This window comes from Ruegeria sp. BJ6, from assembly GCF_056537885.1.
Genome location: NZ_JBQFSG010000002.1, coordinates 387,375 through 401,770, shown reverse-complemented (window position 1 = coordinate 401,770; position 14,396 = coordinate 387,375). Strand labels below are relative to the sequence as shown.

14 protein-coding genes are annotated in these 14,396 nt (G+C 57.7%); 6 read left to right on the top strand and 8 right to left on the bottom strand.

Annotated features, from left to right (window positions below):
* The first annotated feature begins 163 nt into the window (after positions 1–163).
* Positions 164–850 carry a M48 family metallopeptidase gene (locus tag ACR0D6_RS07255; protein WP_170652605.1) on the top strand — a complete coding sequence of 229 codons (687 nt, stop codon included), beginning with the start codon at positions 164–166 and terminating at the stop codon, positions 848–850.
* Between the two features lie 64 nt (positions 851–914).
* Here the strand turns inward: ACR0D6_RS07255 and ACR0D6_RS07250 are convergent, their stop codons facing one another.
* The 5 genes from ACR0D6_RS07250 to ACR0D6_RS07230 are packed head-to-tail and all read right to left on the bottom strand — an operon-like array spanning position 915 to position 6,213.
* Positions 915–1,457 carry an RSP_2648 family PIN domain-containing protein gene (locus tag ACR0D6_RS07250; RefSeq protein ID WP_480765006.1) on the bottom strand — a complete coding sequence of 181 codons (543 nt, stop codon included), beginning with the start codon at positions 1,455–1,457 and terminating at the stop codon, positions 915–917.
* Positions 1,454–2,662, bottom strand: a complete 1,209-nt coding sequence (locus ACR0D6_RS07245) for an RSP_2647 family RNA methyltransferase (protein WP_480765005.1) — start codon at positions 2,660–2,662, stop codon at positions 1,454–1,456. Before ACR0D6_RS07245 ends, ACR0D6_RS07250 begins: the two co-directional genes overlap by 4 nt.
* Before the next feature lie 57 nt (positions 2,663–2,719).
* Complete coding sequence (locus tag ACR0D6_RS07240) at positions 2,720–2,995, bottom strand: hypothetical protein (protein ID WP_480765004.1); 276 nt, start codon at positions 2,993–2,995, stop codon at positions 2,720–2,722.
* The gene (locus ACR0D6_RS07235) at positions 2,979–5,774 is read right to left on the bottom strand and encodes a [protein-PII] uridylyltransferase family protein (RefSeq protein WP_480765003.1); all 2,796 of its coding nucleotides are present in this window, start codon (positions 5,772–5,774) and stop codon (positions 2,979–2,981) included. The genes ACR0D6_RS07240 and ACR0D6_RS07235 overlap by 17 nt, the downstream gene beginning before the upstream one ends.
* A 49-nt stretch (positions 5,775–5,823) precedes the next feature.
* Positions 5,824–6,213: a DUF4440 domain-containing protein gene (locus ACR0D6_RS07230; protein ID WP_480765002.1), complete on the bottom strand. Its 390-nt coding sequence runs from the start codon at positions 6,211–6,213 to the stop codon at positions 5,824–5,826.
* A 396-nt stretch (positions 6,214–6,609) separates the two neighbouring features.
* Between ACR0D6_RS07230 and ACR0D6_RS07225 the strand changes: the two genes are divergently transcribed.
* From ACR0D6_RS07225 to ACR0D6_RS07205, 5 genes are all read left to right on the top strand, one after another.
* Positions 6,610–7,287 carry an SOS response-associated peptidase gene (locus tag ACR0D6_RS07225; protein WP_480765001.1) on the top strand — a complete coding sequence of 226 codons (678 nt, stop codon included), beginning with the start codon at positions 6,610–6,612 and terminating at the stop codon, positions 7,285–7,287.
* A gap of 206 nt (positions 7,288–7,493) precedes the next feature.
* Positions 7,494–7,919, top strand: a complete 426-nt coding sequence (locus ACR0D6_RS07220) for a DUF2852 domain-containing protein (RefSeq protein WP_170652049.1) — start codon at positions 7,494–7,496, stop codon at positions 7,917–7,919.
* Between the two features lie 66 nt (positions 7,920–7,985).
* Entirely contained in the window at positions 7,986–8,423 is a 438-nt protein-coding gene (locus ACR0D6_RS07215; RefSeq protein ID WP_480765000.1) for an RDD family protein, read from the top strand.
* A 70-nt stretch (positions 8,424–8,493) separates the two neighbouring features.
* Complete coding sequence (locus ACR0D6_RS07210; RefSeq protein WP_480449843.1) at positions 8,494–9,318, top strand: arginyltransferase; 825 nt, start codon at positions 8,494–8,496, stop codon at positions 9,316–9,318.
* A gap of 6 nt (positions 9,319–9,324) precedes the next feature.
* Positions 9,325–9,714 (top strand): VOC family protein, encoded by a 390-nt coding sequence (locus tag ACR0D6_RS07205; RefSeq protein ID WP_480764999.1) that lies wholly within the window; start codon positions 9,325–9,327, stop codon positions 9,712–9,714.
* Between the two features lie 139 nt (positions 9,715–9,853).
* Here the strand turns inward: ACR0D6_RS07205 and ACR0D6_RS07200 are convergent, their stop codons facing one another.
* The 3 genes from ACR0D6_RS07200 to ACR0D6_RS07190 form a co-directional block, all read right to left on the bottom strand.
* Positions 9,854–12,208 carry a TRAP transporter large permease gene (locus ACR0D6_RS07200; RefSeq protein WP_480764998.1) on the bottom strand — a complete coding sequence of 785 codons (2,355 nt, stop codon included), beginning with the start codon at positions 12,206–12,208 and terminating at the stop codon, positions 9,854–9,856.
* A gap of 17 nt (positions 12,209–12,225) precedes the next feature.
* Positions 12,226–13,152, bottom strand: coding sequence for a TRAP transporter small permease subunit (locus ACR0D6_RS07195; RefSeq protein WP_480764997.1), 927 nt, complete (start codon positions 13,150–13,152; stop codon positions 12,226–12,228).
* A 119-nt stretch (positions 13,153–13,271) separates the two neighbouring features.
* Positions 13,272–14,354, bottom strand: coding sequence for a TRAP transporter substrate-binding protein (locus ACR0D6_RS07190; RefSeq protein WP_170652037.1), 1,083 nt, complete (start codon positions 14,352–14,354; stop codon positions 13,272–13,274).
* Positions 14,355–14,396 lie beyond the last annotated feature (42 nt).

Here is a 14,396-nt window from a genome sequence, read left to right as displayed (position 1 = left end):
TACCCCTGAAAAGAAAATTCATTTTGAAACCCCGAAAAACCTCTGCTTCAATTTTTGAAGTGGCCCAACGATTTGTCAAGAAATTGACGCCATATCTTGGTTCAAAGACACGTGGCGTGTGACATGGGTTGCCCTTCCATCGGATGCGCCCCATATCTGTCTTATGTTGCGCATCACTCCGATACTTCTGGCGGTTCTATACGCTGTGGTGATGTACCGGATTTCCGTCTGGCGCACCCACAGGGAACTGGATGCCAAGTCGACAGAGCTTGCCGATCCCGCCTTGAAACGCATGACAGACCGTCTTGCGGCGGCGTTGGATGTCGCCCGGATACCGGTATACATCTATGAGATTGATCCGGTGAACGGGTTGGCGGCTCCGGATGGTCGGATTTTCATCACCCGCGGGTTCTATCGCAAATTCAGAAGTGGTGAGGTGTCGGCTGAGGAGATGGCATCGGTCATCGCGCATGAGCTTGGGCATGTAGCACTGGGTCACGCGCGCCGCCGGATGATTGATTTCTCAGGTCAGAACGCCTTACGAACTGCGCTCATCATCCTGCTGAACCGGTTCATACCGCTGATCGGCGTCTGGATTGCCAATGGTTTGACAGCGCTGCTTGCCTCGCGCCTGTCGCGGGCGGATGAGTATGAGGCCGACGAATATGCCGCCGCCTTGCTGACCAAAGCCGGAATTGGTGTCGGCCCGCAGAAGTCGTTGTTTCACAAGCTCGAAGATCTGACACAACAGCGCGCGGGCGTCGTTCCCGCTTGGTTGATGAGCCACCCGAAAACGGATGAGCGGATCGCCGCGTTGGAAAAGCTTGAGCAGCGTTGGAGCAAGGTCTGAAAGCACGTGGCGAGGGGTCAACCCTTCGCACTGCCCGGGATATTTCAGCAAGAGAAAAAAAGGGTCAGGCAGATAGTGCCTTGGCCAGTCGCGGCAGGCGGGCCTTTTTGAGTAAGGCGCGTATGGTCCATTGATCGCCGGACAAACGGTTGGCTTCGGACAGGACCTGATCGGCCAGGCTTGCGATTTTTATAGGCTCTTGTAGCCAGAAACCGTGAAGCAATGTATCCGGGTCGATCCGCTTCAGCCCTTCTTCGGCTAGGATTTGGCGCGGAAAATCCTTGGCGTTCACCGTGACGATCGTATCTGCCGAAGTTGCGACGGCCGTTGCCAGAACGTGGATATCGGCGGGATCAGGCAACCACAGGCGCGCCTCGGTACCCGGGTTGGGTTTAGCCTCGGACTCAGGCCAGTTTGCGCGGATCAGAGCAATTTCGGCCCGTGCCTGCGCCTCGCCCTCGGGCCCGAGTTTGATTGCTGCGCGCGCCCACTCCTCGAGGATACGGGCAGACCAGATGGGGGTGAAACAGCCCTGTCGCGCCGCACCCAGCAGCATTTCCCGCATGACGGTCGGATAGATGACGCAGGTATCCAGAACGGCTTTCACAGGCGGAAGAACACTGCTTTGAGGTAGCCGCTTTCCGCCAGCTGCGGCAGTTGAGGATGGTCAGGTCCCGCAAACCCGGTATGAAGGAGTTGCGCCTGACGCCCGGCCCGGCCAATACCCCGGGAAGAGGCATCGCGAAAACGCCCCAGATCAGCGGCGTGCGAGCAGGAACACACCCCCAGATATCCACCGGGCTTGACCAGTGGCGCGGCGAGGCGCGCGATCCGTTCGTACGCGCGCAGACCAGCGTCCAGTGCCTGTCTGGATGGTGCAAAAGCAGGCGGGTCGCAGATTACGACATCGAATGCCTCGCCCTCGTCTGCCAATGCCGCAAGCACATCAAACGCGTCCCCTTGTCGGGTGGAGAAACGATCGGCAAAACCGGATACCTGAGCACCTTTGTTTGCCAGCTCCAGTGCGGCGGCGGATCCATCTACCGAGATCGCCTGCCCTGCGCCGCCTGCCAGCATGGCCAGGGCAAACCCGCCCACATGGCTGAAAACATCCAGCACCCGCGCACCCGGCTGCACCAGCCTTGCGGCAAAGGCGTGGTTGGGACGCTGGTCGTAGAACAAACCTGTCTTTTGGCCGCCTGTCAGATCGGCCAAATACGTCGCTCTGTTCATCGGGACTGGCAGCGGCTCTTGTGGTGCCTGCCCATGCAGGGTCAAACTCAGATCATCGAGCCCTTCCAGGCTGCGGGTTCGTCCCGATGCGTTTTTCAGGACGACGGTCACCCCTGTGATCTTCACCAATGCGTTTACGATCTGCTCAAGATGTGTTTCGGCCCACGCGGCATTGGGCTGTATCACGCAAGCGTGCCCAAAACGGTCGATGATGACACCCGGAAAGCCATCTGCCTCGGCATGTATCAAGCGATAGTATGGCGCGTCGAACAAGCGCTCACGCATTTCCAGAGCCCGCGCCAGCCTGGCTTCGAACCAGTCGACATCAAGGATTGCGGCCGGATCACGGTCCAGAACGCGGCACATGATTTTGGATGTCGGATTCACGGCAACGAGCGCAACGGGATTGCGATTGTCGTCCTCGAGCACAGCCAACGCACCCGCCGGAATTTTGCGCGTTCGACGATCCGTCACAATGTCGTTTGCATAAACCCACGGAAAGCCATGGCGCACACCGCGCGCGTTGGCCTTGGGTTTCAGGCGGACTCGGGGGCGTTCGATGGAAGGTGCTTCGGTCATGGCCGCTCTCATAGTCCTGATGCAGCCGATGCGAAACCCCCTGCTTGGGTCACGCTACTAACCACGCGGGCGCGATCGCCATCCACCCCTACGTTTTGGAGCCTTGGCCGATTGCATTCCATCACTCAGAACCTGCGTCATCGGATGGTCCGGCGCCTCTGCGGAATAGGCCAGGTGCAGATCTTTCAGGGCAGAGGACTGATCCCGGTCATCCGGCAGGCTGAGCGCCCAGTCCAGAAAAATGCTGCGGCACTCGGGCGGGCCGATACCTTCGATGCGATAAGCCTCGCGGATCAACCCTTTGGGATCGTTGGGATCATTGCTGCGCGCCATTTCTGCCCTCCTCAACCGCTGCCTCAATCAGTGAGGCCGCCGTGGTATAATTGTCCTGCAGCGCAACCTGAAGCTCTTCGATACGTTCGAAGCCGGTGGCCCTGCACAAAAAGGCCGCCCCCCCATCGCCGATCTTGTCCGCCTCGATCACCTTGCCGGACAAAAGCCGTGCCGCGCTTTGCACCGACCAACATAGATCATAGCAGTCTTTGAGGGTTTGAGCCTGTGCGACGTCAAAAAGCCCGGCTGCGACCGCACCATCCAGACCTGAATGGACGTCACGTTCGGGTCGGCCAGCCAACAGGGCTCCGGTTTCGGCGATCAATTCGATGTCCAGCAAGCGGCCAGAGCCGGTTTTGGCATCCCAAACCCCTGCCGGCGATTTTGCGGCAGCCAGACGGTCGCGCATCTCGGCCACTTCCCGCAGAACCTGATGTTTGTCCCGCGCGCGCGAAAGGAATCTGACGCGGAACTCTTCGATATCTGATGCAAGCCCCTCATCCCCGGCGACCACATGCGCCCGCGTCAGGGCCAGATGTTCCCAAACCCAGGCTTCTTCCTGCTGGTAGTGGGTAAAGCTGGCCCAGCTGGTTGCAACTGGCCCCTGATTGCCGGACGGACGAAGCCGCATATCGACTTCGTACAGCCGCCCCTGAGACATAGGTGCCGAAAGCGCCGTGATCAGGGCTTGGGTGAATCGTGCATAGTAGGTTCGTGTTGCAAGCGGGCGCGGACCGTCCGACATATCCTGATCCAGCGGATCGTAAATCACGATCATGTCCAGATCGGACTGCGAGTTGATCCGCCCGGCACCGAGCGATCCCATTCCCAGAACCGCGGCCCCGCGACCAGGCATTGGCCCGTGTTTGCGAGCAAATTGGGCAACCACACAAGGCAGAACAGCAGCAATTACGGCCTGTGCAAGCTCGGCATATTGTCTGCCGGCCTCGGCCCCGTCGATAAGCCCGCGCAAGTGGTGCACACCGATGCGAAAGTGCCATTCCTTGCACCAGCGCCGGGCCATATCCAGCTGGGTTTCGTAGTCCTGTTCCGCGGCAAGTGCTTCGGACAACTCGGACTGCAAGGTCACCTGCCCCGGCCAATCGGCAAAAAATCCACCGCCGATCACTGCATCGAAGACAGACGAGTTGCGTGACAAATGTGCCGCCAACGCATGCGAGGTTCCCACGATATCGACCAGCAGGTCGATAAGTTGCGTGTTGGCCTCGAACAGTGAAAACAGCTGTACCCCCGCAGGCAACCCCGCAAGGAAGCCATCAAGGGCCAGCAATGCCTCGTCTGGCTTTGCGGTTTTTGCAAGCCGGGACAGCAATTCTGGTTTCAGACGCTCGAATATCCGCGCACCTCGCTGCGAACGCAGTGCCGGATATGTTGGCCAACGCGCAAGAACGCTTGCATCAAAGGTCACCTCTTGCGCCGGAACGGGTGTGGGCCCCGGACCGGGGGCAAAAAAACCTTCTGTCAGCTCATGAACTTCGGTCAAACGATGCTTGAGATCGGTTATCAGCTTTTCCCGGTCGGTGCCCATCAAACACGCGATCCGTTCGATCCCGTCTTCGGACTGTGGAACCTTGTGCGTCTGCGCGTCGTGCACCATCTGAATGCGGTGTTCGACCTCGCGATGAGCGCGGTAGTGATCGGTCAGCTTCGATGCAACGTCTTCCGGCACCCACCTCTTTCCGGCCAGCGCAGCCAGCCCGTCAACAGTCCCCCGGACGCGTAGATCAGGGTCGCGCCCCCCTGCGATCAACTGGCGGGTCTGGGTAAAGAATTCGATCTCACGTATCCCGCCCTGCCCCAGCTTCATATCGTGGCCCGGTATCGACAGCGCCCCGCCGGTTCCTTTGTTTTCGCGAATGCGCAGACGCATGTCATGAGCATCCTGAATGGCTGCAAAATCCAGATGCCGACGCCATACGAACGGGCGCAGCGCCTCAAGAAAACGCGCCCCAGCCGCGAGGTCACCAGCGCAGGGGCGCGCCTTGATATAGGCGGCGCGTTCCCATGTTCTTCCGAGGCTTTCATAGTAACGTTCCGCTGCTTCTGTCGCCAGGCAGACCGGTGTTACGGCCGGATCGGGGCGCAGTCGCAGATCAGTTCGGAAAACATAACCATCAGCGGTTTTGTCGCTTAGCGTTGCACAGAAATTGCGTGTCGCACGCACCATGCCCTGCCGCGCTTCGTAAAAATCATCGGGATCAAACCGGGTCTCGTCGAACAGCACGATCAGATCGATGTCCGAGCTGTAGTTCAGCTCATGCGCGCCCATCTTGCCCATGGCAAGGATCACCATGCCGCCTGCAGTATCGACATCTTCTTCGGTCAAACCGGGCAACTTGCGGCGCCGGATCAGGTTCGCAATCTCGGATTTGGCTGCCACATCCGCCGCTAAGGCCCCGAAATCCGTCAGGATCGCCGTCACTTTCTCCAGCGGCCATGCACCCGCCAGATCCGCTAGTGCCGTCAGCAATGCCATCCGACGTTTTGCCTGACGCAACCCCGGTTTTAACTGATCCGGCGGCAACACCCGGGCCACTTCCATAACGGCCGCCATGGCAAGATCCGGCTGCGCCAAAGCTTCGGGCAGCCACGCCGCCTCATGCTCGATCAGTCCTTTGAGGTATGGGCTTGATCCAGCTGCACCAGCTATCAGTTCACCCTGCTCGGGTGTCAGATTTGGTACCAAATTGCGCGCGTCTTCACCCAGCGAGGCATCAAAGGGGCGCGGCAGTCGGGAAATGGCAAGAGTTCCGGTCATGCCCGCAGGTTGTGCATTGCCAGACTGCAACGTCAATGGGGCAAACCTGTCATCCTTCGGTAACAGGTGTATCCTGACTGAAGGTATTCAGCCAATGCTCTCCGCGTCGTTCCCAAAGCGAGGAAATGAGCATGGTTTCCCACTCACTCGCTCCCGGGCGCAGATAGTCCGCCCGGTAAGACAAAAGTACGGCGTCCGCAGACAGGACCCTCAGTTTTGTCTCGCTTAACCGGAATTCGGCCATTGTAGGCGCGTCGGCAAACTGCCCTACATGTTCGTCCCTGTTGGCGAAGCCGCTGGGGTAAACACCCAGAAAATCAGGGCTAAGCAAGGCACGATCGGTGGTCGCATCCCCTTCGACCAGCGCCCTCCACACCCGCTTTTCAAGCTTGAGGATTTCGTCGTTTGACGGGGCGGTTTTGTAGTCGCTGACGTCCATTGTCGTTTGACACCTATTGTTACCGTAACCCTGAACAGGCCGGATGATGTAGGAAGCACGCAGGCGGGTGTTTACGATAAGGCTTCAACGGAAACTCCTGCGATTCTAGCCTCATTCAACCTATTGCGTTTCAAATGACCTTTAAACCGGCGTTATCGGGAATATCGGAATATCTATATGCCCGAACAATGCAAATCCCGGGACAAACAGAACATTGAGGAAACTACAGCAGAGGGTGATTGAAGACCTAGCGCCGTCTCTTTGGAGACAACGCTATATGGGATGGCTTGAGTGTCTGTCCTGTCAGCGCGGCAAAACGCCAAAGTGCGATCCATTTGCTTGTTAATGTTCTGCCTGCTTCTTGTTCAACCACCCCAATCTGCATAGGCTTTGTTCATGTGTGGAAAGTATGCAGCCGGACACCTGACACAGCGCGAGATGCTGGCGATTTTGGAGTATTTTCTGGACGGGAAAATCTCTCCTCATCTGCCCAATCCCCCTCCTTCAGGTGGATACAATGTTTCGCCCACCAATCAGGTCAGCATGGTCCGCTGGGATGGCAATTGCGCCGAGCTTACATCGGCCCGCTGGCAAATCAGAGATCCCCGTAGCAAGAAGCCCCTGATCAATTCCAAAATCGAGAACGTTGATTTTTGGCGGGACTACTGGGACTACGGTCGCTGCCTCATCCCTGCAATTGGTTATTATGAATGGCCAAAGGATCAGGGCCACGATTGCCCTGTATACGTAACAGTAAAGCGCAATTCTCCTACGATGTTCTTTGCGGGATTCTATCGGGCGAAGGACGGTAGCCACAGTTGCAGCATTATGACCCGCAAGCCCAGTTCGCAGATCGCTCACATCCACAGCCGGATGCCGGTCATTTTGACGCCGGAAGAGATAGAAAATTGGTTAAAAGGCGCCACAACCCCAACGGAAGCGCAGGAAACACTTGGAACGAAATACGAAGGCCGGTTCGAGTATCATACTGTAAAGCCGATCAAATCGGGAGCGGAAGGCCAGGAATTGCTGGAACAATATACGCCACCTGTTCAGACTAAATTCGAATTCTGAACTGGCTGGCTGCAAACATCGGCATCAGATTTTGATAGATGCCCCAGCGCTACTTCCGGCAAAAATGCACCCGATCCCCGCCAGCTCTGGTCAAAGCTGCGCCATTCCACAATGTAAATCTTTTTCACATTACCCCTTGCAACCTGAAACCACGTCCCCCATCTAGATCAATGTGAAAGGCATTTACATCAACCTGGAGAAACCCAATGACCGCACTGTCCGAACCTGCCACTCCTGCAAATCCGGGATGGCTTTATCGTTCCGAAGCCTGGCTTGACAGCAAGGGCAAAGGCGCATGGATCGCCGCGATGGTCCTCGGCTTTGTATTCTTCTGGCCCGTTGGTCTGGCCCTTCTTGCCTATATGATCTGGAGCAAACGTATGTTCAGCAAGTCCTGCAGCCGCCGCAAATCCTGGCAAAGCCACATGAGCGCCATGAAGCCATCCGGCAACAGCGCATTTGACGCCTACAAGTCGGATACTCTGGCCCGGCTGGAGCGTGAACAACAGGAGTTCGAAGCGTTCCTGCGCCGTCTGCGTGAAGCCAAGGACAAGGCCGAATTCGACGAATTCATGGAAGAGCGCGCGCGTGCGAACCACGAAGATGAAGGTGAGCGCAAAGACGACGCCTGATAAACAGTCGCCCTGCCCCGGCTCCGGTGCAGGGCATTTCCCAAATACAGAACCGGACTATCTGACATGAGGCATTTGCCCGACCCCGATCGCCAGCCCGAATTCTACCAGTCTGTCGCGTTCAAACGCTTCTTAGCCTGGATTTTCGATGTCGCCTTCATCTCATTGCTCTGTGTGGTGGCCGTCATCATGACCGTTGGGCTGGGCCTGTTTTTCGTAGCCCTCATCTATATGGTTGTCAGTTTCACCTATCGCGTTGTTACCATTGCCAATGGCTCGGCAACGCTTGGTATGCGGTTCATGGGGATCGAACTCCGCGACGCCTTTGGCGCTCGCATGGACACCGGCAAGGCCATCGCTCACACTGCCGGGTATTTTATCAGCATGGCGTTTCCCGTCATTCAGGTGGTCTCGGTGATCATGATGATGACCAGCGCGCGATGCCAGGGGCTGACAGACGCCTTCCTTGGTACCGTCATGTTAAATCAACGCGCTATAGCCTGAACCGGCATGTGAATCACTTGGCGGGTCCCGAAACCGTTGTTATCATCCTGACAGGAAACACGGGATCTGCATGCGACACACGCTGCCAATAGCGCCACAATTCTATGTGACGGCCCCACAGCCCTGCCCCTATCTTGAGGGCCGGATGGAAAGAAAGCTGTTCACGGCACTACAGGGCGAAGGCGCAGAACGACTGAACAACTCTCTGTCGCAACAAGGGTTTCGCCGATCTCAGAATGTTCTCTACCGCCCGTCCTGCGCAGATTGCGCGGCGTGCCTGTCCGCCCGGATTGACGTGTCCAAATTCCGCCCCACCAAAAGCCAGAAACGCGCAGCCAGACGCAACGCATATCTGGAACGGCGCGCAACATCGCCCTGGGCAACCGATGATCAGTTCGAATTGTTCCGGCGCTATCTGGATGTCCGCCACGCTGACGGCGGAATGGCGGATATGGACGTGTTCGAGTTCGCTGCAATGATCGAAGAAACACCAATCCGCAGCCGCGTCGTGGAGTATTCCGACACCCGAACCGGCGACCTGATCGCCGTCAGTCTGACCGATGTGCTCGAGGACGGCCTCAGCATGGTCTACTCCTTCTACGACCCGCTACAGCCGCAGAATTCACTCGGCACCTACATGATCCTGGACCACATCGACATCGCCCGCGAGGCCGGGCTGCCGTACGTCTATCTGGGTTACTGGGTGCCCGGCAGCCCAAAGATGGGATACAAGGCAAAGTTCGCCGGGCTTGAAGTCTACATGAACAACGCCTGGCAAAGCGTCCCGAATCCCGAAAGGTTTTCCCGCACCTCCAGCCACCCTCTCTCGACGGCACCCATTGCCGAGCAGGTCGCCAACATACAACTCCCTGACAGACATCCAACCAAAGGCTGATCCCGCATGCAGCAAAGCCTTCACGCCGTCACTCTGGTGGTGCCGGACTACGACGACGCGATCTCGTTCTATGTCGGGACACTGAGTTTCTCTCTGGATCAGAATCTGGACCTTGGCGGCGGCAAACGCTGGGTCCGCGTGACACCGCGGGGATCAAGCAATGGCTCGTTGATCCTGGCACTGGCTGACGGCTCTGACCAGCAGGCAGCCATCGGCAATCAAACCGGAGGGCGCGTAGGGTTTTTCCTGTCCACTGACGATTTCGCCCGCGATCACTCTACGATGCTGGCCAAAGGTGTTCAGTTCGAAGAAGAACCGCGCCACGAACCCTACGGTACGGTCGCAGTCTGGCGCGACCCTTTCGGTAACCGCTGGGATTTAATCCAGTTCACCTGAAACCCTTCCTTTCGCCCAATATATCCCGGGGATGAATTGGCCATCAGGTCAAGACGGGGCAGCGCCCCTTCGCGCCCAAACGTAAAAAGCAAAGGGGGCCATCCGGCCCCCTTTTCAATTTGATATCAGCGATCCCAGATCAGTTCGGAATCAACTCGGGAACAATTGTCACGATTGTCGGGAACAACCACAGGATCGCGATCCCGACCACCTGAATGATCACGAAAGGAATGATCCCGCGATAGATATGCCCTGTCGTAACCTCTTTGGGTGCCACACCGCGCAGATAGAATAGCGCAAACCCGAACGGTGGTGTCAGGAACGAGGTCTGCAGGTTCACCGCAACCATGATCGTCACCCATTTCGGATCGAACGACCCGCCATAGATGACCGGTCCCACAATCGGGATGACAATGTAGATGATCTCGAGGAAATCCAGCACGAAGCCAAGGACAAAAAGCACCAGCATCACGATCAGGAAAACCGTGAACTCATTGTCAAAGCTCTTCAAGAATTGCTGGATGTAATGCTCTCCCCCGAAAGAGATCACCACAAGGTTTAGCAGCTGCGACCCGATCAGAATGGTAAAGACCATCGACGTGACCTTGGCGGTTTCACGTACGACCGGTGTCAGAACACCGCTTGCAAACAGAACCCAGCACCCGAAGATCAGCCCGAACAAAGCGTACAGATATGTGGCATAGGCCAGTACGAACGCGATCCACGTTTCGACCGTGACGCCGCCCTGATTGATCCGCAGGTCAAAGTTCACCCCGATCAGCAAGCAGATGATGATGGCAAACGTGGACCAGATGATGACCTTGCCAGAACGCCCCTGATCCTGAAGCTTGCGATACGCTGCCAGCATGATGGCCCCACCTGCCCCAAGCGCCGCTGCAGGCGTCGGATTGGTGATACCGCCCAGGATCGACCCCAGAACGGCAATGATCAGGACCAGTGGCGGAAAGACGACACGGATCAGATCATTCGTTGCACAACGGGCTGCGGCCTCCCTGCAGCCATAAAGCGCAAGCAGGGCAGGCAATGCCAGAATAACGAACGTAGCACCCGAGGATGTCAGCGGTGTCACCAGCAGAATGTCGGCCAGCAGGACCAGCAACAATCCGATACCGCCCAGGATAAGCGGTTGCGGTGAACGCGAAGGGGCAATGCCACGACCAAGAACCAGCGTCAGACCCAGCAGCACGACAAAGACGGCAACGCCCGTGCCAATCGGTGCGGCTCCGGCAATTTTTGCCTCACGGGCAGCCGTGATTTCCTCCTCGCTCAGTCTCTGCGATTGCGACACTCCACCCGCCGCGTCGATCTGTTCCTGCTCGGCCACGGCCTGATCCCAGGCCGACTGACCGTGCAGTTCGATCATGGACGCCTGACATTCAGCGGATACGTTCGTGCGCAGGGATGCCCCTTCGGAAATGTCCGAGAACCCCGAAACCGAGACATCCTGACTGCCGATCAGTCCAACACTGCCCATCAGAACGGCGCCAACGATCAGGCCCACAGGTGCAGCCAGCAACCATGTCAGCCCTTCGGCGCGGGTGATCGGCTCACCGCTGCCGCCGGACAGGGCAACTGCCGGTGCTTTTTCCGGGTTCAGCATCGCATAGCCAAAGGCGTAAAGCGCATAAAGCAACGCCAGCATGATCCCCGGCAGCAGCGCGGCCTGAAACAGCGTACCCACGGACACAACCGCAGGCTCACCCAGATAAGTCAGCGCATCCGAACATCCCGCCTCGACCGCGCGGGTTTCCTGCGCCGTCGAATACAGATCGCCTGCCAGCGTCCCCAGCAGAACGATAACGATGGACGGTGGAATGATCTGCCCCAGTGTACCCGACGCGGCAATAACCCCGGTCGCCAGTTCCGGTGAATAGTTGTTGCGCAACATCGTCGGCAGGGCCAACAGCCCCATCGTGACAACCGTCGCGCCCACGATCCCGGTCGATGCCGCAAGGAACGCCCCCACGACCACAATGGAAACGGCCAGACCGCCCGGTAGCGGGCCGAATACACGCGCCATTGTCGTCAGCAGGTCATTGGCGATCTTGGAACGTTCCAGCGTGATGCCCATCAGAACAAACATCAGAACCGCCAGAAGTGTCTCGATGGATTGCCCCGCCAGCACCCGTTCGTTCATGCGGTTCACGATGAACGATACGTTGCGATCCAGCGCGGTTTCCCATCCCGACACGAATACCGGTTCAGCTATCCTGGGCAAATCCGGGTATCGGAACACGGATATGACATCTGGTTTGACGCCCGAATTCACAACGTCCCGATAGGCCTGAGAACTGGTGTCTATCGCCTGATGTATAAGCAGCCCGGCGCTGTCCAGTGCAGCGATAATCCCGAACGAGATGATCCCGGCACCGCCGATGGCGAAAGCCACCGGAAACCCGGATAGGATACCGCCGAAAAGGCAGAAAAATACGATAATGAGGCCGATTTCGACGCCATCAAGTCCGAATAGCATTGTCTTGGTCTCCGTCCTTAATGTGCGCCTTCATAGGCTTCTTCGCCCTCGCCAAGGCTGTCCTTGTCGAGGTATTTACCGGCACTTTCGGGCCCTTCCACATATTCCAGATACGACCGGTACAGGAACGCAATCGCGTGCAGGAACACCATGCCGGCGAACGCCACCAGCAGTACCTTGAACAGGAAATAGCCATTAAAGCCGTTGGGGCTGAACCCGATGGTTTCGACGTTCCAGCGCAACGCGCGGGACTTCATAACCAGCCGGTCCAGGGTATCGCTTGCGGATGGTTTCGGCACAATCAGGTGCCGCCACATAAAGTACCAACCGTACATCCATGTCAGCACAGCCATGGGCATCATGAAGAACACCGACCCCAGCATGTCGACCACCCGTTTGCCCCGGTGGCTGAGCCCCGCATAGATCAGGTCAACGCGAACATGGCCGCCCTGAACAAAGGTGTAGGTGACGCACAGGCAAACGACCATGGCATTGTACAGTTTCAGTTCCTCGGCATACCAACTGATGTCCATCTGGAACGGAATACCCAGACCAAATGCCATATCGGGCCGGGCAAAAACGCGCTGCATGAAAACGATGACGATTTGCTGGATCACCATCAACAGGCCCGCCCATGCGAAAAAGCGACCGGTGGTATTGGCAAATCCTTCCAGCCCGCGGACCATGCCCCACATGAAATTCCGATAGTACAGGCCGATGGCCGTCAGAACCAGAAACAGGGTGAAGACCACAAAGAAGAACTCGACAGATCCGCCATAGTAGACAAAGCGCATGATCGCCTCTTTGTCCGACCAGTTCAGCCAGAGCTGCGGATGCGTGATGGCGTATCCGAAATTATAGAAGGCCTCGGCGATGTTCTGAACGAACCAGATCAGTCCGTTCCATAGGGCGCCGAAGAAGGAGATACCGTTATCGTCCTGCATTTTGTCCCCGGTTCATCAGTTGCTATGCTTATGTTAGCGGACTTTTCCAATCCGTGCATGTGCAACAGGAAAAGCTCCCCCGCGGTTGCGGGGGAACCAAAGTGCTACAAGATCGGCGATCAGCCGCGAACGCGGTCGCGCTGTCCGGTGTAAACACCCGACGACATGTTCAGCCAAGCAGACGATGCGGCCATCGATTCCATGGCGCTGTCGTTGATCTTCTTGAACAGCTCGTCGCCCATGTTCTCGTCCAGAACTTCCTGGCTGGCCTTGCCGAACGCATCCCAGACGCTGTCCGGGAATTCCAGAACCTTGACGCCGCCCGCCTGCAGACGCTGCAGGGCTGCACCGTTGTTGGCCAGGAACTGTGCCAGGTTCCACTGGTGGCATTCGCCAGCCGCGATCTCGATGATCTTCTGCTGAGCAGGTGTCAGGCTTTCGAATACTTCGCGGTTGGTCGCCAGCGACAGACCCGCACCCGGCTCGTGGAAGCCAGCGGTGTAGTAGGTCTTGGTGATTTCCTGGAAGCCAGCCTTTTCGTCGGCCCACGGACCGATCCACTCGGTTCCGTCGATCGCGCCGGACGACAGCGCCTGATACACTTCCGAACCCGGAATGTTCTGAACCGACGCGCCCAGTTTGCCCAGTGCCTTGCCGCCCAGACCCGGCATACGGAACTTCAGTCCGTTGAAGTCTTCGGGGCCATTGATCTCTTTCGAGTACCAGCCGCCAGCCTGCGCACCGGTGTTACCGGCCAGGAATGATTTCAGGCCAAAGATCTGACCCAGTTCATCATGCAGTTCTGCACCACCGGCATGATAGTACCAGTTGACCATTTCCTGCGCGGTCATGCCGAACGGAACAGCGGTGAAGAAGGCATAGCCCGGGTGCTGACCAACAAAGTAGTAGTCGGCCGCGTGATACATATCCGCTTGGCCCGACGACACCGCGTCAAACACTTCAAACGCGCCAACCAGTTCGCCTGCAGCCTTGATATCAACGGTCAGGTTGCCGTCCGACATGGTGGTGATGCTGTCAGCGCAGCGCTGCGCGCTGTCGAACACCCCGGCCAGACCACGACCCCAGGACGTAACCATGGTCAGCGTGCGCTTACCCTGCGCATACGCCGGAGCGGCCAGCGAGGTCGCCGCAGCAGCCGAGCCGCCGATTGCGGATGTTTTCAAAAATGAACGACGATCCATGTGAGTGATCCTCCCCTACACAATTCTATTGCCCGGATGTGC